At 65.5% G+C, this 19,980-nt stretch carries 16 protein-coding genes; 12 read left to right on the forward strand and 4 right to left on the reverse strand.

What is annotated here, in order from left to right; translation table 11 throughout:
- Window positions 1-22 precede the first annotated feature (22 nt).
- The 3 genes from AC4ELS_RS00685 to manA are packed head-to-tail and all read left to right on the forward strand — an operon-like array spanning window position 23 to window position 3,708.
- Entirely contained in the window at window positions 23-1,411 is a 1,389-nt protein-coding gene (locus AC4ELS_RS00685) for a phosphomannomutase/phosphoglucomutase (protein ID WP_498885130.1), read from the forward strand.
- Window positions 1,408-2,478 carry a hypothetical protein gene (locus AC4ELS_RS00690; RefSeq protein WP_064959537.1) on the forward strand — a complete coding sequence of 357 codons (1,071 nt, stop codon included), beginning with the start codon at window positions 1,408-1,410 and terminating at the stop codon, window positions 2,476-2,478. Before AC4ELS_RS00685 ends, AC4ELS_RS00690 begins: the two co-directional genes overlap by 4 nt.
- A 3-nt stretch (window positions 2,479-2,481) precedes the next feature.
- Window positions 2,482-3,708, forward strand: a complete 1,227-nt coding sequence (gene manA / locus AC4ELS_RS00695) for a mannose-6-phosphate isomerase, class I (RefSeq protein ID WP_064886439.1) — start codon at window positions 2,482-2,484, stop codon at window positions 3,706-3,708.
- On the opposite strand, the gene AC4ELS_RS00700 is transcribed toward manA, so the two are convergent.
- Complete coding sequence (locus tag AC4ELS_RS00700) at window positions 3,705-5,105, reverse strand: FAD-dependent oxidoreductase (RefSeq protein WP_499045255.1); 1,401 nt, start codon at window positions 5,103-5,105, stop codon at window positions 3,705-3,707. The genes manA and AC4ELS_RS00700 overlap by 4 nt on opposite strands.
- A gap of 297 nt (window positions 5,106-5,402) precedes the next feature.
- Between AC4ELS_RS00700 and AC4ELS_RS00705 the strand changes: the two genes are divergently transcribed.
- Window positions 5,403-6,710, forward strand: coding sequence for an AurF N-oxygenase family protein (locus AC4ELS_RS00705; RefSeq protein WP_135360962.1), 1,308 nt, complete (start codon window positions 5,403-5,405; stop codon window positions 6,708-6,710).
- Window positions 6,711-6,891: 181 nt separating this feature from the next.
- Here the strand turns inward: AC4ELS_RS00705 and AC4ELS_RS00710 are convergent, their stop codons facing one another.
- A complete protein-coding gene (locus AC4ELS_RS00710; protein WP_064886436.1) occupies window positions 6,892-7,725 on the reverse strand; it encodes a class I SAM-dependent methyltransferase in 834 nt (277 codons plus the stop codon).
- A 123-nt stretch (window positions 7,726-7,848) separates the two neighbouring features.
- Here AC4ELS_RS00710 and AC4ELS_RS00715 point away from each other — a divergent pair, with 123 nt between their 5' ends.
- From AC4ELS_RS00715 to ahcY, 6 genes are all read left to right on the forward strand, one after another.
- Window positions 7,849-9,327 (forward strand): amino acid permease, encoded by a 1,479-nt coding sequence (locus AC4ELS_RS00715; protein ID WP_498885125.1) that lies wholly within the window; start codon window positions 7,849-7,851, stop codon window positions 9,325-9,327.
- Between the two features lie 218 nt (window positions 9,328-9,545).
- Window positions 9,546-10,700 carry an alkane 1-monooxygenase gene (locus AC4ELS_RS00720; RefSeq protein WP_498886164.1) on the forward strand — a complete coding sequence of 385 codons (1,155 nt, stop codon included), beginning with the start codon at window positions 9,546-9,548 and terminating at the stop codon, window positions 10,698-10,700.
- On the forward strand, window positions 10,697-10,870 hold the full coding sequence (locus tag AC4ELS_RS00725) for a rubredoxin (RefSeq protein ID WP_082448908.1): 174 nt from the start codon (window positions 10,697-10,699) through the stop codon (window positions 10,868-10,870). Before AC4ELS_RS00720 ends, AC4ELS_RS00725 begins: the two co-directional genes overlap by 4 nt.
- The gene (locus AC4ELS_RS00730) at window positions 10,867-11,085 is read left to right on the forward strand and encodes a rubredoxin (protein WP_055111993.1); all 219 of its coding nucleotides are present in this window, start codon (window positions 10,867-10,869) and stop codon (window positions 11,083-11,085) included. Before AC4ELS_RS00725 ends, AC4ELS_RS00730 begins: the two co-directional genes overlap by 4 nt.
- A 53-nt stretch (window positions 11,086-11,138) precedes the next feature.
- A complete protein-coding gene (gene alkX, locus AC4ELS_RS00735) occupies window positions 11,139-11,762 on the forward strand; it encodes a TetR family transcriptional regulator AlkX (RefSeq protein WP_055111995.1) in 624 nt (207 codons plus the stop codon).
- A gap of 136 nt (window positions 11,763-11,898) precedes the next feature.
- Window positions 11,899-13,359 carry an adenosylhomocysteinase gene (gene ahcY / locus AC4ELS_RS00740; protein ID WP_055111998.1) on the forward strand — a complete coding sequence of 487 codons (1,461 nt, stop codon included), beginning with the start codon at window positions 11,899-11,901 and terminating at the stop codon, window positions 13,357-13,359.
- 77 nt (window positions 13,360-13,436) lie between these two features.
- On the opposite strand, the gene gjpA is transcribed toward ahcY, so the two are convergent.
- Window positions 13,437-15,224, reverse strand: coding sequence for an outer membrane porin GjpA (gene gjpA, locus AC4ELS_RS00745; RefSeq protein WP_499045258.1), 1,788 nt, complete (start codon window positions 15,222-15,224; stop codon window positions 13,437-13,439).
- A gap of 523 nt (window positions 15,225-15,747) precedes the next feature.
- Window positions 15,748-17,607, reverse strand: coding sequence for a fatty acyl-AMP ligase (locus tag AC4ELS_RS00750; RefSeq protein ID WP_499045261.1), 1,860 nt, complete (start codon window positions 17,605-17,607; stop codon window positions 15,748-15,750).
- 133 nt (window positions 17,608-17,740) lie between these two features.
- Here AC4ELS_RS00750 and AC4ELS_RS00755 point away from each other — a divergent pair, with 133 nt between their 5' ends.
- Both AC4ELS_RS00755 and AC4ELS_RS00760 read left to right on the forward strand, forming a co-directional pair.
- Complete coding sequence (locus AC4ELS_RS00755) at window positions 17,741-18,961, forward strand: AAA family ATPase (protein WP_064886431.1); 1,221 nt, start codon at window positions 17,741-17,743, stop codon at window positions 18,959-18,961.
- On the forward strand, window positions 18,958-19,980 hold the full coding sequence (locus AC4ELS_RS00760) for a tetratricopeptide repeat protein (protein ID WP_499045263.1): 1,023 nt from the start codon (window positions 18,958-18,960) through the stop codon (window positions 19,978-19,980). Before AC4ELS_RS00755 ends, AC4ELS_RS00760 begins: the two co-directional genes overlap by 4 nt.

The following is a 19,980-nucleotide window of genomic DNA, read 5'->3' on the forward strand; positions in this document are numbered from 1 at the left end:
ATCCCGTTTCACAAGGAGCTATATGTCTAGGCCAGCGGCGGCTGTTCACGATGTCATCAAGGCCTATGACGTCCGTGGTCTGGTCGGTAGCCAGATCGACGAAGCGTTCGTGGCCGACGTCGCCGGTGCGTTCGCTCGCCTGGTCCGCTCCGAGGGCGCCACACAGGTCGTGATCGGCTATGACATGCGAGAGAGTTCGCCGACGCTGGCGGCCGCATTCGCCGACGGCGTGACAGCCCAGGGCTTGGACGTGGTCCGCATCGGGTTGGCCTCGACCGATCAGCTCTACTTCGCCTCGGGCCTGTTGGACTGCCCCGGAGCGATGTTCACCGCCAGCCACAACCCGGCCGCGTACAACGGGATCAAACTGTGCCGCGCCGGAGCCAAACCGGTAGGCAAGGACACCGGACTGTCCACGATCTCCGACGAGGTGATTTCGGGGGTGCCTGCCCACGACGGGCCGCCCGGTGTGATCTCCGATCGCGATGTGCTGGTGGACTACGGCACCTTCCTCCGCTCCCTGGTCGATCTGGCCGGGCTGCGTCCGCTGCGCATCGCAGTGGACGCGGGCAACGGAATGGCCGGCCACACCACGCCTGCGGTGCTCGGGCCGATCCCGGGGGCCACAATTCTCCCGTTGTTCTTCGAACTCGACGGCAGCTTCCCCAATCACGAGGCCAACCCACTGGATCCGGCCAACCTCGTCGACCTGCAGGCCCACGTACTGGCCAGCGGCGCCGATATCGGCCTGGCGTTCGACGGTGATGCCGACCGCTGCTTCGTCGTCGACGAACTCGGCCGTCCGGTGTCGCCGTCGGCGGTGACCGCATTGGTGGCCGCCCGTGAGCTCAAGCGGGAAATCGGTGCCACCGTGATCCACAATCTGATCACCTCGCGCGCCGTTCCCGAGTTGGTGATCGAGCGCGGCGGCACTCCTGTGCGGTCCCGGGTCGGGCACTCCTACATCAAGGGCCTGATGGCCGAGACCGGCGCCATCTTCGGCGGAGAACACTCGGCGCACTACTACTTCCGTGATTTCTGGGGCGCCGATTCCGGCATGCTCGCGGCCCTGCACGTGTTGGCCGCCCTGGGCGAGCAGGATCGTCCGCTGTCCGACTTCATGGCGGACTATCAGCGCTATGAGGCCTCCGGCGAGATCAACTTCACCGTCAGCGACGCGCCGGCCTGTGTCGATGCGGTGCTGAAGTCGTTCTCCGGCTCGATCCAGTCCATCGACCACCTCGACGGCGTCACCGTCGATCTCGGCGGTGGCAGCTGGTTCAACCTGCGCACGTCGAATACCGAACCGCTGCTGCGCCTGAACGTGGAAGCACGCACTGCCGAGGACGTCGCCGCCCTCGTCGACAGAGTTTCGGGACAGATCCGTGGGGTGAGCGAGCCGGTGCCGTGAACGCCGTGGACGCCACGGTCGACCTGGACGACGGTGACGGACTTCTGGCCGCCGATCGCAACGGTCTGCTACGGGCGGCGGCCATGGCGGGTGCCCAGGTTCGGGCGACCGCCGCGGCAGTGGCCGAAGGACTGCTCGACCCGCTGCACGCCGATCATCCTCCGCGGACGGTGATTTGGGTTGCCGGTCGCGGCGCTGCCGAGAATGCAGGCGCCATGTTGGCCGCCGTTCTCGGCGCATCGATCGCCGCTCCCATCGTGGTGGCCGCCGAGACCCCGCCGTGGCTGGGGGCACTCGACGTGGTGATCGTGGCCGGTGACGATCCGGGCGATCCGGCTCTGGTGAACGCGGCGGCCACCGGGGTGCGTCGCGGGGCCCGGGTGCTGATCGTGGCGCCGCACGAGGGCCCGTTGCGTGATGTCGCGGCCGGACGCGCGGTGGTGCTGGCACCCAGGTTGTGGGTTCCCGACGACTTCGGACTGACTCGATACCTGGCCGCGGGTCTGGCCGCGCTGCAAGTGGTGGATCACGGTATGCGCGTGGATCTGGCCGCGCTCGCAGACGAATTGGATGCCGAGGCCCTTCGCAACAGCGCCGGACGGGACCTGTTCACCAACCCGGCCAAGACCCTGGCCGAACGGATGTCGGACAGGGCGGTCGTGCTGGCCGGTGACAATCCGGCCACCCTGGCGCTGGCCCGGCACGGGGCGACGGTGATGCTGAGGCTGGCGGGTGAAGTGGTGGCCGCCGCCGGACTGGGTGACGTTCTCGCTGCGATCGGCAGCGGCGCGGTCGCCCACCCTGAGACCCGGTCCTTGTTCCACGACGAGGAGATCGACGGACCGCTACCGCGCCGCATGCGTACGTTCGCCTTGATCACCGATACCGAACGACAACTGGTGGGGGCGAGGGTCAGCGGCTTCGACGACATCGTGATGATCGGTGCCGAGGATGTGCCGGACCAGGCTGGGACGACCCTGCCGGTGGGGCGCCCGGAACAACAACTGGCGGTTCTGGCTGTCCGCTTGGAGATGACGGCCGTGTATTTGAAACTGGTTCGAGGATAAGACGTGCATCTGCTACGGGGAGCGGTGCGGACCTATGCCTGGGGTTCGCGCACTGCAATCGCTGATTTCACCGGAAGGCCCAGTCCGACAATCCATCCGGAGGCCGAGCTGTGGCTCGGCGCACATCCGCAGGACCCGGCGTGGCTACAGACCGAACACGGTGAAGAGTCGTTGCTCCAGGCCGTACAGGACGACCCCGAGGGGCAACTGGGCAGCGTGGCGATCGGAAGATTCGGCGATGCGCTGCCCTTCCTCGTGAAGGTGCTGGCCGCAGATGAGCCGTTGTCGTTGCAGGCCCATCCAAGTGCCGCGCAGGCGAGGGAGGGCTTCGACCGCGAGGACCGACTCGACATCCCGGTGTCCTCACCCGTCCGCAATTATCGTGACCGGAGCCACAAACCCGAATTGCTGGTTGCTTTGGGACAATTCGATGCGCTGGCCGGATTCCGCCCGGTAGACCGCACGGTCGAGTTGATGCGTGCGCTGGCGGTCTCGGATCTCGATCCATTCATCAACCTGCTGTCGGATCAGTCCGATGCCGACGGGTTGCGGGCCCTGTTCACTACCTGGATCACCGCGCCGCAGCCCGATCTCGACGTGTTGGTGCCGGCCGTTCTCGACGGGGCGGTCCACTACATCCGTTCCGGGGCAAAGAAATTCGCAGCCGAGGTCAAGACGGTGCTGGAACTCGGTGAACGATACCCCGGCGACGCCGGGGTGTTGGCCTCCCTGTTGCTGAACCGCATCAGCCTGGGACCCGGCGAGGGCATCTACCTTCCCGCCGGAAATCTGCATGCCTATCTGCATGGTGTCGGCGTTGAGGTGATGGCGAACTCGGACAACGTGCTGCGCGGCGGGCTGACCCCGAAGCACGTCGACGTGCCGGAACTATTGCGGGTGCTGGACTTCACCCCGACGCCGGAAGATCGGCTGCGGTCGGAAACCGTCACGGAGGGAACGGAAACCATCTATCGGACGCCCGCGCAGGAATTCGCGGTGTCGGCGCTGACGGTCGACGGTGAGCACCTCGGTGACGAGATCGACGTGCACTCCCACCACGATGGTCCGCAGCTGCTGTTGTGTATCGAAGGCGCCGCCGTGATCTATGCCGACGACGACAAGCTGACGCTGCAGCGTGGCGCGGCGGCGTGGGTGGCGGCCGAGGACGGTCCCATCCGGCTGACCGCGGCCGAGCCGACGAAACTGTTCCGCGTGACGATCGGGATCTAGCCGGCAGATCGGCCGCGGGCGGTAACCGACTGCTCGGAGCCATTGGGGCGCCGGCGGCGTTCGGCCAGCCACGCCTTGATGTTGTGGCGGATCGCACGTCCGGCGATCCGTGGGGGTGGAGTGAGCCACAGGCTGTCGAGCATGCTCGTACGCCGCAGAAACCACTCGGCCAGAACGGGATCCGTTTCGGCTGCGCCGAGGAACTGGTCGAAGAGACCGAACAACGGGCTGTACCAGAAGGCCTTGTCGCCTTCCGCCCCGTGCTTCACCTGATCGGCAACCGAGTTCATCATCCACACCGGGTAGGTGGTTTTCGCGGTGCGCCGTGCCAGTCGGCGAACCAGATCTTGGGTTCCTTCGGCGAGCACCTGGCGCAGATTGGCCGCCTGCACGGTCGACATGGTCACGCCCTGCCCGTACGTCGGATTCAAGCTGACCACCGCATCGCCGAACGGAAAGATCCCGTCAGGGAACCGGTCCAGTTTGTCGTAGCGCCGCCACTTGGCCACCGGATAACGGTGAAAGTTCATGTCACCCACCGCTTCACCGGCGCGCAACGCCGTCGCAAGGTGCGGTGGCAGCGCGGTGCCACCAAGTTGTTTGATGCCGGCGAAATCGCTCGGTGGCTCGGCCTTGGCGACACCGAACGCGGTGACCGTCCAGATGCCATCCTCGTGGAACAGCATGCCCATACCAAGACCGCTGTCATGCGCCGCACTGACGACGACCATTTTCTCGTTGATCAGCTCCGCGGGGATACGGACCCGCTGTGACGCGTACGTGACCCCGACTTTGATCGATTCCTCGGGCGGTCGCTCGTAGCCCCACTGTTCCAACCACACTGGCAGCCGACTGCCGCGGCCGGAGGCGTCGACCACCATGTCTGCCGCAACCTGTTCACCGTCGTCGAGCACGAGGCCGGTGACCCGTTCGGTACCGGGGTCGTACTGCGGTTCGCTCACTCCCCGTCGCAGGATCTGAACGTTGGGCAATCCCGACACCCGTCTGCGAATCTGCCATTCCAGCTGTCCGCGGCTGGGCACGTACGCGGTGAAGTTTGACTCGAGCGTCTGTCCGGTACCGAGCAGGTGCCCGCCGGCCTCGAAGTGGATGGAGGACGGTCGGTTCTCCACCACCGGAACGTTCGCGGCCACCATGTCGACGAGCAATCCGGGAAAGAGGGCCTCCAACTCGTCGGCCCCGCGAGCCATCAGGAGGTGCACATGTTGGCCCTGCGGTATGGCGCCGCGGTTGACGGGCTGATCCGGCAGCTCGTCACGCTCGTACAGGGTGACGTGGCCGTAGTGATCGGCGAGGACCCTGGCCGCGCACAGCCCGGCGATGCTGCCGCCGATGACAACGGCGTGGGTCGCGAGGGTTCTGGATGAGCTGTGCATTAGATCGACACGGTACTGGGCCCACGGCGTCCGGCGCACAAAAATCAGAAGCAGCGTCAACTGTAACGACGGGCCACGCGTCCTCGATTGGGGAGTGTGCTCCTGGGTGTCCGGGTGTGGGCCTGCGCTGCGCTGCGGCACGGTCCGCGCACCCGGGTGGCGCAACCGGGCGTCCCGCCCAGTGGGCCTGTCTAACGAACGTGCAACAACTCGTGGCACAATCCTGTGGCTGGAGGCGTGATATGGCTCTCAAGTTGATACCCTCTGCAAGGAAACTCACAGTCAACGGATGGGGCAATGACAACGGTCAGCGACGCGGACGGCACGGCAACGGGGGACCTCTATTTCGACAGGGTGGAGGCCCTCTCTCGTGCGACGGTCCGTCGACGCTTCGATCCGTACGTTGACATCGACTGGGACGCACCCGAAAACGCGCTGGCAGACGACGACCCGCGATGGCAACTCGACCCGGACAGTGCTCCGCTCGCGGCTACTGAATGGTATGCCCAACAGCCTTTGCAGCGCCGTATCGACATGGGACGCTGGGTAACTGCGAACACCCTGAAGGTCACCCTCCAATTTGAAATGATGTTGATTCGAGGAGTGGTGCATTACGCCGGCAAGATGCCGAATGGTTCGCCGGTATTCCAGTATCTGCTCCACGAACTGATCGACGAATGCAATCACATCCAGATGTTCCAGGAATTCGTCAACCGCACTGGCGAGGACGTGCCAGGAATGCGGCGAGGGTCCCGGTTTATCGGACCGATCCTGGGCTTTATCGGCGGTTATGCCAACATGATTCACTTCATCGGGGTGCTGTGCGGTGAACAGCCGCTGCACTTCCAGCAGACGCTGCAGCATCGTGGCGCAGCGCACGTGCCGCCGCTGCTGAACAAGATCACCTACATTCACCTGGCCGAGGAAGCGCGCCATATATCGTTTGCCGACGACCTTCTGGCTCAGCGAATGCAGAGCGTCAGTCGGCGCAAGCGAGCGTGGTACGCAATTCTTTTCCCGTTCTTTCTGCGGTGGTTGATCGGGGAGATGATGGGGCCGCCGCGCACATTTGCCCGGCAATTCGGTGTTCCGCGACGGGTTTTCAAGGCTGCGTTCTGGCGGAGCGATCAGTCGCGCCAGATGATGGCTGAATCGGCTGCCGATGTTCGGCGAGTAGCCGAGGACCTCGGTTTGCGGACGGTGTGGTCGCGCTGGATCTGGCGAATGTTGGGTATCGACGGGCGGCTACCGCGGTACCGCGGTGAGCCGGATCGCGGCTCGGCGATCACGCGCGTGACCGGGCTTCGCACGGCAGTGGCGGCCCGCCTTGCGGCCGTGGCGATCATGGCGGGCGTTGCCCTGCTGGTGGCGCCGGACGGCCTGAAGATCATCGGCTGCGCCGCTGCCGGCGCGGGCGTGTGGGCGGCCTATCACACGTTCCGGGAGCGCCGCGGCGGTGTGATGGGCAACCAGCCGTTCGAATGGCCGAGGCTTTTTGTGTGGATAGTGGTGTGCGTGGCCATGATTCCCGCCGGCGGGCTGATCGGACTCGCCTTGGTGGTCTTCATGATCCTGGCACTCGCCGAATTCATGCCCACCCTCTGAGCTAACCTGAATCGTTTGCGCAGGACGTTGCCGACCGGCAACGTCCTGCGACGCGTATCCGGCGAGAACCGCTGAGCCTGAGTGAGTCTGGTGCCCCTGGTCTCGGCCGGCCTCGGCGCATGACGGCCTGCGCGGGCGGCGCCGCGTCAGTCGAGGAGTTTCAGGCCGATCCGGCTACCGGTCAGGCGGGCTTTTGGAACGTGTACACGCGGTATTGGATGAGCCCGGCCTTGGACAGCCACTTCATCCAGCGTGTGCCGACGATCATCGTCTTCTGAGCGTCTGCTGACCCCTGCTCGCGAAAGAACTTGAGCAGGAAGGGGTACGTCGGCAAGGTGTTCTTCCGGATGTTGCGTTTCTCGGCGAGCTCGAGCCCCGCACGCTTACCCATGGACCGGTAACCCCGCAGCGGGACATTCCCGAGCGTTCCGTAGGACTTCGCGATCCGGGGACGGATCGCCATCCAGATCGGGGTCTTCCCGAAGAACATCAGGGTCGGTACGAAGTCGGACACCGCCAGGTACCCGCCCGGCTTGAGCACCCGCGCGGCTTCGGCGAGGAACTTCTCGCGGGACGGGAAGTGGAAGATGCATTCGACGGCCAGGACACGGTCGAAGGAGTTGTCCTCGAACGGCAACTGGCAGGCGTCGGCCTCGACCCAACCGATCTTGTTGCCGTTGACGGGCTTGGTCTGGGCCTCGGCCGCCGCGAGCTGGCGCGGGTCGATGTTGAGGCCGGTGAGGTCCATGTCCGAGTAGGTGCCGTTGATCTGCTGGATGGTCCCACCGAACCCGCAGCCGGCGTCCAGCAGCTTCTGTCCGTCGGCAACCTTTCCGGCGGCGAACAGGACATGGTCCATCTGCTCCATGGCCGCGATGTAGTCATCCCGGGTGCCCTTGGCGGTCTTGGGATCTTCCCAGTAGCCCCAGTGCACCTGGTTTTCCCACAGCTGGCCCGTTTCGCCACCTTCCTGCCGTTCATCGATCAGCAGGTCGAAGTAGGGGAGCTCAGCCATGCGCGGACCGTATCACGATCGGCGCCGAGTGTGACGTACGCCCCACTCTCGCGGCAGGGCACGGTTCGGCGAAGTTTGAGAGTCCTACCGGTTTCACCGCCACCGTGATGGGAGCATGACGGGATGTCTGCCCTTCGGCGAATCAAATCTGTCGAACAGTCGATTGCCGACACCGACGAACCGTCGACCCGGCTCCGCAAGGACCTCACCTGGTGGGACCTGACGGTGTTCGGTGTCTCGGTCGTCATCGGTGCGGGCATTTTCACCATCACCGCTTCCACGGCGGGCAACTTGACCGGGCCTGCGATCTCGATTGCCTTCGTCATCGCCGCCGTCGCGTGCGGGTTGGCCGCCCTGTGCTACGCCGAGTTCGCCTCCACCGTGCCGGTGGCCGGTAGCGCGTACACCTTCTCCTATGCCACGTTCGGGGAGTTCGCGGCGTGGATCATCGGATGGGACCTGATCCTGGAGTTCGCCGTCGCGTCCGCGGTGGTGGCCAAGGGGTGGTCGAGCTACCTCGGAACCGTGTTCGGGTTCGGGGGCGGGATCGCGGATTTCGGTGGTCTGGAGATCGACTGGGGCGCGTTGGTGATCATCGCGCTGGTGACGGTCCTGCTGGCGGTGGGCACCAAGTTGTCAGCGCTCTTCAGCCTGGTCATCACCGTCATCAAGGTGTCGGTTGTGCTGTTGGTGGTGGTCGTGGGCGCCTTCTATATAAAGGCCGCCAACTACACCCCGTTCATTCCGCCGAACGAGGCCGGCGAGGGGGCCAGCGGGGCCGACCAGTCACTGTTCTCGTTGTTGACCGGCGCGGCGGGCAGCCACTACGGCTGGTACGGGGTGCTGGCCGGTGCCTCGATCGTGTTCTTCGCGTTCATCGGGTTCGACGTCGTCGCAACCACTGCCGAGGAGACCCGCGATCCGCAGCGTGACGTACCCCGCGGCATCCTGGCCTCACTCGGGATCGTCACCGTGTTGTACGTCGCGGTGTCGGTGGTGCTTTCCGGCATGGTGTCCTACACCGTGCTGCGCGATGCACCCGACGGCCACGCCAACCTGGCCACTGCCTTCGAAGCCAACGGTGTGCACTGGGCCGCGAAGGTGATCTCCATCGGCGCGCTTGCCGGGCTCACCACGGTCGTGATCGTGCTGATGCTGGGACAGACCCGCGTGCTGTTCGCGATGTCGCGCGACGGTCTGCTGCCGCGACAGCTGGCCGTGACCGGCACCCACGGGACGCCGGTCCGCATCACCCTGATCGTCGGGGTGCTGGTGGCGATCGCCGCCTCGGTGTTCCCGATGGGCCGGCTCGAGGAGATGGTCAACATCGGCACGCTGTTCGCCTTCGTGCTGGTCTCGGCCGGGGTGATCGTGCTGCGGCGGACCCGGCCCGACCTGAAGCGCGGATTCCGCGTGCCGTGGGTGCCGGTGTTGCCGATCGCCGCGATCCTGGCGTGCCTGTGGTTGATGCTCAACCTCACCGGGCTGACCTGGATCCGGTTCCTGCTCTGGATGGTGATCGGGGTGGTGGTGTACGCCGTGTACGGCCGGAGCCATTCGACGCTGGCCAGTAGGGAAGTCGCGGCGACGCCGTCGCAGTAGCTGAAATCGACGCTCGACCACAGTGGATCCGTCGTGGCCTGGGTCACTTTACAAAAGGTAGGTCAATGTCTAGACAAGAGACATAGGCGCGCTTATAGTCAAGTCATCGCAGTGACAGCACTCACACAAGGAGGCTCATCGTGGTGGCGGAACTCTCGAGCGGACCGGACGTCGCAGACGTCGGGCAGTGGCGGGACAAGAAGCGGCATCTGTGGCTCATGGGCCTGATCGCCCCGACGGCGATCTTCGTGATGCTGCCGCTGATCTGGGGGCTCAACCAGCTCGGCTGGCACACCGCCGCCCAGGTGCCACTGTGGATCGGGCCGATCCTGCTCTACGTGCTGCTGCCGCTGTTGGACCTGCGGTTCGGGCCCGACGGCCAGAACCCGCCCGACGAGGTGATGGAGCAGCTGGAGAACGACAAGTACTACCGGTACTGCACCTACCTCTACATCCCGTTCCAGTACGCGAGCGTCGTCATGGGCGCGTATCTGTTCACGGCGTCCGATCTCAGCTGGCTCGGGTTCGACGGCGGACTCGGTTGGCCGGCCAAGATCGGTATTGCGTTGTCGGTGGGTGTGCTCGGAGGGGTGGGCATCAACACCGCGCATGAGATGGGGCACAAGCGAGACTCGTTGGAGCGCTGGCTGTCCAAGATCACGCTGGCCCAGACCTGGTACGGCCACTTCTACATCGAGCACAACCGTGGGCACCACGTGCGGGTCGCCACACCCGAGGATCCCGCGTCGGCGCGTTTCGGCGAGACCTTCTGGGAGTTCCTGCCGCGCAGCGTGTTCGGTAGCCTGCGCTCGTCGTGGGAGCTGGAGGCCCAGCGCTTGCGCCGGCAGGACAAGTCGCCGTGGCACTGGTCCAACGACGTGCTCAACGCGTGGGCCATGTCGGTGGTGTTCTTCGGCGTCCTGATCGCGGTGTTCGGACCCGCGCTGATCCCGTTCATCGTCATCCAGGCCATCTACGGCTTCAGCCTGCTGGAATCGGTGAACTACCTCGAGCACTACGGGCTGTTGCGGCAGAAGACGGCCAGCGGTCGCTACGAGCGGTGCGCCCCGGTGCACAGCTGGAACTCCGACCACATCGTCACCAACCTGTTCCTGTATCACCTGCAGCGGCACAGCGATCACCACGCCAACCCCACCCGCCGGTATCAGACCCTGCGCAGCATCGACGGCGCACCCAACCTGCCCAGTGGGTATGCGTCGCTGATCGGGCTCACCTACCTGCCGCCGTTGTGGCGCAAGCTGATGGACCACCGGGTGCTGGAGCACTACGACGGTGACATCACCAAGGTGAACATCCAGCCGCGGCTGCGGGCGAAGGTGTTGGCGCGCTACGGGGCCGGTGATGCCGCGTGAGCGCCTACGAGTGTCCTGGATGCGGCTACGTGTACGACGAAGCGAAAGGCGCTCCGCGAGAGGGGTTCCCGGCCGGAACGCCATGGAGCGACGTGCCCGACGACTGGTGCTGCCCGGACTGTGCGGTGCGGGAGAAGGTCGACTTCGAACCGATGGGAGCAGTGAAATGACCGACGAGCGCTTGCGCGAGGAGCCGACCGGCACCGAGCCGTACAAGCTGTACATCTGCGTCCAGTGCGGATTCGAGTACGACGAGGCCAAGGGCTGGCCCGAGGACGGCATCGCGCCGGGGACCCGATGGGATGACATCCCCGAGGACTGGAGCTGCCCGGATTGTGGCGCTGCGAAGACCGATTTCGAGATGGTCGAGGTCGCACGGCCTTGACGGCTTCGAGCGACGCGCTCGAAACACGGACGGAAAGCGATATTGTCGCCCGTGTGAGTCGGCCGCGAGACAAACAGCGCATCCCGTATGCGGAGGCATCCAGGGTGCTGCTGCGCGATTCGATTCTCGACGGCATGCGGGAACTGCTGTTGACCCGCGACTGGTCGGCCATCACGCTCTCGCACGTGGCCCAGGTCGCGGGGATCAGCCGTCAGACGATCTACAACGAGTTCGGCTCCCGGCAGGGGCTGGCCGAGGGTTATGCCATGCGTCTGGCGGACCGGCTGGTCGACGCGGTCGACAACGCGATCAACAACAACGTCGGCGAGGTGCACGCGGCGTTCCTGGAGGGGTTCCGGGCGTTCTTCCTGGAATCGGCCGCCGATCCGCTGGTGATCTCGTTGCTCACCGGCGCTTCCAAGCCCGACCTGCTCCAGATCATCACCACCGGCAGCGGCCCGATCATCTCCCGATGCTCCGCCCGGTTGACCGGAACCTTTCAGAACAGCTGGATGAAAGCCAGTGACGAGGACGCCGGGGTGCTGGCCCGGGCGATCGTGCGCCTGGCGATGAGTTACGTGTCGATGCCGCCCGAGGCGGACCACGACGTGGCCGGTGACCTGGCCCGACTCATGACGCCTTTCGCCGAGCGCTACGGTGTCATAGATACCCCGTAGCTGTCAGAGCGCCGCTGCCGTTACTCCGCATGAGCGCCTGTCCCGCGAGCCCGCAGGCTAGAGGTATCTGCGTGTGGCGTCGCCGTCGGGCGCGTCTGCGCGCGTGCAAGCAATCACGACTGAAAGAGGGCTCTACATGACCGAGTTGAAGGCCGACAGCCTCAACGGTATCGACTACAAGGTGGCCGACCTCTCGCTGGCCGAATTCGGCCGCAAGGAGATCCGCCTGGCCGAGCACGAGATGCCCGGCCTCATGGCGCTGCGTCGCGAATACCACGACGTCCAGCCGCTCAAAGGCGCCCGCATCTCCGGTTCACTGCACATGACCGTGCAGACCGCGGTGCTGATCGAGACGCTGGTTGCTCTCGGCGCCGAAGTGCGATGGGCGTCCTGCAACATCTTCTCCACCCAGGACCATGCCGCCGCGGCGGTCGTCGTCGGTCCGAACGGCACCCCGGAGGAGCCCAAGGGCACCCCCGTGTTCGCCTGGAAGGGCGAGACGCTGGAGGAGTACTGGTGGGCCGCCGAGCAGATGCTCACCTGGGAGGGCGAGCCGGCGAACATGATCCTCGACGACGGCGGCGACGCCACCATGCTCGTGCTGCGTGGCGCCGAGTACGAGAAGGCCGGCGTGGTCCCGCCCTCCGAGGAAGACGACTCGGCCGAGTGGAAGGTCTTCCTGTCCCTGGTGCGCAAGCGCTTCGAGACCGAGAAGGACAAGTGGACCAAGATCGCCGCGTCGGTCAAGGGTGTCACCGAGGAGACCACCACCGGCGTGCTGCGGCTGTACCAGTTCGCCGCCGCGGGTGAGCTGGCGTTCCCGGCCATCAACGTCAACGACTCGGTCACCAAGAGCAAGTTCGACAACAAGTACGGCACCCGGCACTCGTTGGTCGACGGCATCAACCGTGGCACCGACGCGCTGATCGGCGGCAAGAAGGTGCTGATCTGTGGTTACGGCGACGTGGGCAAGGGTTGTGCCGAGTCGCTCGCCGGTCAGGGCGCGCGCGTTCAGGTCACCGAAGTCGACCCGATCAACGCCCTGCAGGCGCTGATGGACGGCTACGACGTGGTGACCGTCGAAGAGGCGATCGGCAACGCCGACATCGTGGTGACCGCGACCGGCAACTTCGACATCATCCTGCTCGAGCACATGAAGGCCATGAAGGACCACGCGATCCTGGGCAACATCGGCCACTTCGACAACGAGATCGACATGGCGGCCCTGGAGAAGTCGGGTGCGGTGCGCCTGAACATCAAGCCGCAGGTCGACCAGTGGACCTTCGGTGACACCGGCAAGTCGATCATCGTGCTGAGCGAGGGCCGGCTGCTCAACCTCGGAAACGCCACGGGGCACCCGTCGTTCGTGATGAGCAACAGCTTCTCGAACCAGGTGATCGCCCAGATCGAGCTGTGGACCAAGAACGACGAGTACGACAACGAGGTCTACCGCCTGGCCAAGCACCTCGACGAGAAGGTGGCGCGCATCCACGTCGAGGCACTGGGTGGCTCGCTGACCAAGCTCACCAAGGAGCAGGCCGAGTACATCGGCGTCGACGTCGACGGCCCGTACAAGCCGGAGCACTACCGCTACTGAGTCACTGAGGTAGCGCGACCAGACGGAAAAATGCCCCAAATCAAGCGATTTGGGGCATTTTTCTGTCTGCTGGCCGATTACTTCTTGTTGTCGTGCTTGCTCTTGCTGCGGGCGTCCTTCTTGGCGGGCTTGGTAGCTTCGGAACCGGAGCTGGACGCACCTGCACTCGAACCGCTTGAGCTGGAGGCAGATTCGCTGGACTTGCGGGTGCCGTTCGCGCCCAGCCCGTTGCGGACGTTCTTCACCGCATCCTTGACGCCCTTGACCAGATTGCTGCGCGGGGCCTTGTCCGTCGGGCCGGCCGGCCGGGTAGACGGCGCCTTCAGGCGGGTCTGGGCCTTAGGCGTCGCCTTCACTACGGTCCCGGCATCGTCAGCCGATTCCGTTGCCGTTCCGGCGGTCTCGTCGGTGGCGCTGGTCTCGTCGGCGGTATCGACCTTGGTGGTGGCGGGGGCCTTGGTGGCATCCGCGGCCGCGGGTACGGCGGCCGGCTTCTCCAACGACACCGTGACGGTCTTGTTCACGGTTGTGTGCGTCAGCTCGTTGGCCGCTGCGATGGCGTTGGCGGCTGAACTGTCGGTGACCGAACTGTCGGCATCCGTGACCGGAGCCAGGTCGGCGGCCTCTTCGGTGCCCGTGGTGATGCCTTGCAGCTTCTTGACGATGTTCTCGACAGCGGCACCCTTCAACGCTTCACGAAGTTTGGTGACGCCTGCACTTTCGGCGGTGTCGCTCAGAATGTCGCCCGTCGCGAGCGGATGCAGTCCGAACAGCGGGGGCTTCGGGGCAGGAGCATTCCCCTTGCCGTCCCAATCGTCCCAGCCGCTGCCGAGCAGCACGCCGACCGTCTGCGACAGACCCTGCAGGGCGCCGATCGGGCCGACGGCCTCACCCTTGACCGAGATGGGCAGGGCACCGAGCTTGATATCCATGCCGAGGCTGTTGAAGATCGAGCCGCCGACCGAGGGGATCGTGACCTTGTTGCCGTCTTCGTCGGTGTACTCGTAGGTGCTCCGGTCGGTGGAGCCCGGGGTGAGCAGACCGCCGAACGCGATGTTGAGCCCGGCGATGGTGACGGTGTCCTTGATCAGCCCCGCATCGTTGATCATGGGCGCCAGCGCATCGAGGTTGAGGTTGGCACCGTTGAGGAACGCGTCGACCATGCCGGCCGGTACCCCGAGCAGGCTGGAGAGCGCCGTCGTCGAGTCACCGGCCTGAAGCGCGTTTGAGATCGCCACGGCACTGTTGAGGAGCGCCACCGCGGGGCTGACGACCGGCCCGATGGAGCCGATGAGCACACCGCTCAGCGGCGAGGCCAAGACACTCATGACCGCCGAGAAGGCCTCGGGGTCAACACCTTCGGCCAGGAAGCCGGGGAACATGTCGAGCGCCATGCCGTGCATACCACCCAGGGTGTGCTTGACCACCGCGTCCCTGGTTTCCTCGTCCGCGCCGATCAGGGTGAGACCGGTCAGCACCTTCATCGCATTGGCTGCGAACTGTTGCGACACGGCCTCGAAGCTCGACGGGTCGTCGAACAGCTGCTTGGCGTAACCGATCTGGTTGGCGATCGCCTGTTGCAGTCCGACTCCCGGGGCCAACAGGAAGTTGTCGCCCAGGATCGTGCCGTTGGCTTTCGCAGTGTCGAAGGCCGCCTGCAACGGCGCGAAGGGGTCCCAACCCGCCGTCAGCCGGACCGCGTCGGCCTGGATGTCGTGCTGAACGCCGGCCTGGACCGGGGAGATCCCCGGCGTGGCAGCGATCATTCCGGCAGCGGCGACAACGACTCCGGCTGCAGTGAGCCAGTGACGGGTGGTTTCTTGCTTTGCACCCACGGCAGTGTGGGGCTGAGCAACGAGATGCACGGCATCTCCTTTCGCATCTGTAAATAATCGGACAGACCATAGCCTGGCCAAGTAGTTGCAGATGCAAAATTTGGGCAACGAATGTAGCCAGTTTAAGGTTCCGCGCCTTCGAGCAACGCGTTGCGGCGCGGGAATCCGCTGCTCGCTGGGCTCGAACCTGATTTGGGCTAATAATTAGACATTTTCTTATGTCGCGAACGACCTCGGGGTGAGGTATCGATTCGCGTCGCCGAGCGCCCGGCGAGATCGTGTGTCGTCTGTCAAAAAATTTGTCTGACAACATGATTCATGCGATCAAGCCCCGTTCCGGGCGTGCTGCCGGTAGTCGGTCATCCGGCTCGGATGGGGCAGGCGCGCGAGGTCGAGGCATCTCGGTGCAGCGTCATTTGTGCGTGGGTGGGCGGAAACCGTGGCTCGCGGTACGGGCCGTGCCTGGGTCGTGCCGACCAGATTCGGACGCGACAACCCGTGGCCACCCGGTCGGGTGGCCACGGTCAGCTAACAATCTTGGTCAGCTTTTGAGTCAGTTCTGGCCGGCGGCCTGCTGGCGGGCCGCCTCCGCCTTGATCAGCTCGGCAATCTGGATCGCCGCCTCGAGTTCCCTGGCCTTGGCGAGGTCATCGAGTGCCGACGGCCTACGCCAGTGCGCCACGGGTGCGATCTCGTCGTCGAGCAACTGTTGCCGGCACCGGCCCCGTTGGATCTTGCCGCTCGACGTCGTCGGAATCGACAGATGTTCCACCAGTAGAACCGAATTCGGCTCGACTCCGTATCGCGTGGTCACCGCGGTCCGGATCGCATCGGCCACCGCGGCGAGGTCGGCCGACCCCTCTCGTCGGCGCGCCACCTCCTGCACGATCACCATCTGTTCGACGGCGCCCAGGCCGGGAGTGATTGTGAAGACGGCGCCGCGGCCCGAGACGAGTGCCGGATGGCAGTCCTGCACCGTCCGCTCGATGTCGTTGGGGTAGTAGTTGCCGCCACGGATGACGACGAGGTCCTTGCAGCGTCCCGTGATGTACAGCTCGCCCGAACGAAGGAAACCCAGATCGCCGGTGCGCAGGAACGGGCCGCCGGATTCGTCTGGCAGCGTCGCCGAGAACGTCTGCGTCGTCTCGTCCGGTCGGGCCCAATAGCCCCAACCGACGCTGGGACCGGCGATCCAGATCTCGCCGACTTCGTCTGCCCCACAAGGCTGGTGGGTCTGCGGGTCGACGATGGCCACGTCCTGGCCGCCTCGCGGACGACCGCATCCCACCAACGCCAGAGCAGCCGGATGTCCCGGGTCGACGTCGACGACGCGATCGACCTGAAGGCCGGTGCGATCGACGTGTGCAACGACCGGCAACGCGGAGTCCGACCCGCCGGACACCAGCAACGTCGCCTCCGCGAGCCCGTACACCGGACACAGCGCCTCCGGCCGGAAGCCCGCCGGTGCGAACGCCTCGGCGAACTTCTCCAGCGTGCCGGCCTGTACCGGTTCGGCGCCGTTCATGGCGGTGGCCAGGCTGGACAGATCGAGCGCCGCGCGCTGCTCTGCGGTGCTCTCGTCGACACACCGGTCGTAGGCGAAGTTCGGTGCGGCGGTGAAGGTTGCGCGAAGCCGGGAGATCGCTTCGAGCCAGCCCATCGGCCGTTTGACGAAGGAGGACGGCGACATCAGATGGGTGGTGCACCCGACGTAGATCATCGAGAGGATCCCGCCGATCAGCCCCATGTCGTGGTGGGACGGCAGCCAGAACACGCTGGTTGCGGTGTCGTCGCCGTGCCATACCTGGCGGATCGACTCCATGTTGTGCATAAGGTTTCGGTGCGTCAGGGCGACGCCCTTCGGGGTCGTGGTGGAGCCAGACGTGTACTGCACCATGGCGATCGCGTCGGCGTCGACATCGGGTGCTGTCCAGCCGCTGCCGTCTGCGGAAGCGCCGTCCACCTCATCGGTGCGGACCCACCGCAGGTCACGCCCCTCGGCCAACTCATCGATGGCGGCCTTGATCTTCGCCTGCGTCTCGGCGGTGGCCAGGGCGAAGCGCGCATGTGCGTCGGGCACCACCGAGGACAGACGCGGAGCCAGCCGCTCGTGCACCGGCACGGCGACAGCGCCCGCGTAGATGCAGCCGAAGAACCCGGCGACGGAATCCAGGCCGGGCCGGCACAGGACCAGAACGCGTTCACCGGCAGCGCCCAGTTCTTGCAGGGTGGACGCGATCGCGCGGGCCCGTCGATCCAGGTCGCGGTAGGTCAGCTGGGTGCGGTTCTGGTCGTCGCCGTCGTAGGAGAAGCTGAACGCAACCTTGTCCTGATACGTCGCGGCCCGCTGCTGCAGCATCTCCAGCAGGGTTGCTGCGGCGGGCTTCACCGCGAGCACTGTGTTCTGGTGCATCCGCTACCTCATACGTCGGCGATTCCTGGGATCAGGCGACCGTACCGGACGCCCCGGAGGGCCCTCGGATTACCCGCAGGAGGCGGCGTCGAGCTCCGGATAGGATTTCACCAGCGATCGATCGGGGGTTTGCATGGCTGAGGACGCAGTCATCCAGGAGTTAGCTGCCGCTGTTGAACGCAGCCCGGAGCTGGCAGAGTTGCGCCTGCACCTGGCCACTTTGCTGGTCGAACGGGGCCGCTATGCCGAGGCGCTGACACATTGCAGCGCAGTGCTGGCCCAGGACGCCTCGAACATCCGGGCCGTGACGCTGCTGCAGCAGTGCAGCGCCGGCCTGGCGGGCGCGTCAGCGCCTGCTGCGCCCGCAGAGCCCGCTCGGGGCTTCGACTGGACGGCGGCCGAGAAGGAGGTCGCCGACATCGTCAAACCGGCATTCGTCACCGAACCCGCCGAAGCCGTCAACGAGAACGACTACGACGCACTGCAGCGCACGTCGGTCCGGCTCGACGACATCGCGGGGATGGCCGAGGTCAAGAAACAGCTCGAGCTCTCACTGCTGGGCCCCATCCGCAATCCCGAGCTGATGAAGGCATTCAAGGTGTCCGCGCGCGGCGGACTGCTGCTGTACGGCCCACCCGGATGCGGCAAGACGTACATCGCCAAGGCGGTGTCCGGCGAACTCGGGGCGAACTTCTATCAGGTCGGGATCGCCGACGTGTTGTCCCGTTGGCTCGGCGAGAGCGAACACAGTGTCCGGGCGATCTTCGACAACGCGCGTCGCAACGCGCCCTGCGTGCTGTTCTTCGACGAGGTGGATGCGCTCGGTCATCGTCGTTCGGCACTGAGCGGGTCTGCCGGGTTACGGACCGTCGTGAACGCCCTTCTGGAAGAACTGGATTCGGCCACATCCGACAACGACGGTGTCTACGTGCTGGGCGCCACCAACGCTCCATGGGATGTCGACGCCGCGCTGCGCAGGCCCGGCCGGTTCGACCGGATGATCTTCGTGTCATTGCCTGACGTCGATGCGCGTGCGGCGATCATGAAGTTGCATCTGCAGGACCGGCCGGTGGAGGGCATCAACCTGGCGTCGGTGGCCAAACGTACCGACGGTTTCTCCGGCGCCGACCTGGCCCATGTCTGTGATACCGCAACGCAATTGGCGATGGCCGAATCTCTGCGAAGCGGTCAGGTGCGGCCCGTTCAGATGTCCGACATCGACGCCGCGGTGGCGCAGATCCGGCCGTCGACCGGACCGTGGTTCGAGACCGCACGTAACGTCGTGGAGTTCAGCAACCGCGACGGCACCTACGACGATCTCGCAAAATACATGCGGCGGAACAAACTTCGGTGACGTCGGCAGCCGCAGGCCCCGGCGATGTCGCCGAGGCGTATCTGGGCACCAGAAACTACCAGCGGGCTGCCGAAGTGCTGCAGTCCGCGTTGGCCGAAGCCCCCAACGATGCCGGACTCCTTGCGCAGTACGCCCGTGCGTGCCTGGGGTTGAAGGACTATCAGCGGGCGGCGCAGGCCGCGCATTCGGCGTTGGCCGCCGCTCCCGGCGACGAACACGTGATGCGTGTGTATGCCCTCGCGCTGAACGGACAGGGACGGCGGCAGGAAGCGCTGCAGATGGCGTGGAAAGCAGCCACGGAGAATCCGCACATCTATTCCGTGCACTACACCTACGCCAGTCTGTTGCACGAGGCCGGGCGTTCGCGAGAGGCGCTCGACGTGATCGACGAAGCCCTCCGGTTGTACCCGGAGTCCGCGGACTCGCTGGTGCTGCGCGGCGACATCCACCGGGCGCTGGGGAGTTTCACCGCTGCCGAGGACAGCTGCCAGGCGGCCCTGCGGTTGGAACCCGACCATGCTTCGGCGGTTCACAACCTGGCGGTCGCCAGGCTGAAGTGGGGCAAACTGACGACGTCGATCAACGGTTTCCTCGGGGCGGGCCGGCTGGATCCGGGACTGGGCGCGTTGGCCCGCCGCAACATCGGGGTGGTGCTGATCCGGGTTCTGCGCGTCTCCACCGCGTGCGTCATCCTGCTGGCCCTCGCGATGATCTCCGTGATGGCCGTGCACGGAGATTCCCAACCGACTGTGGTACCAAGGATTTTCACTGCTTTGCTGTCGCTCGGGCTGGTGGCGGTGATCGCCTGGCTGGTGCGCAGCGTGCCACGCCCGACGCTGTACGCAGTGTTACGTGAGCGAACCTTCCTGGCCGTCCGGCTAGGGTTCCTGGGGTTCGCGATCGTCGCCGGAGCGGTCACTGCAGCGGTCGGATCGACTCCGCTGACAGACGTCCTGGGCCCGTTGCTGTTGTTCGGGGCCGTGAGTCTGCGGGTGTATGGCTGGCTGAGCGGTCAATAG

This window comes from Mycobacterium shunyiense, assembly GCF_058270035.1.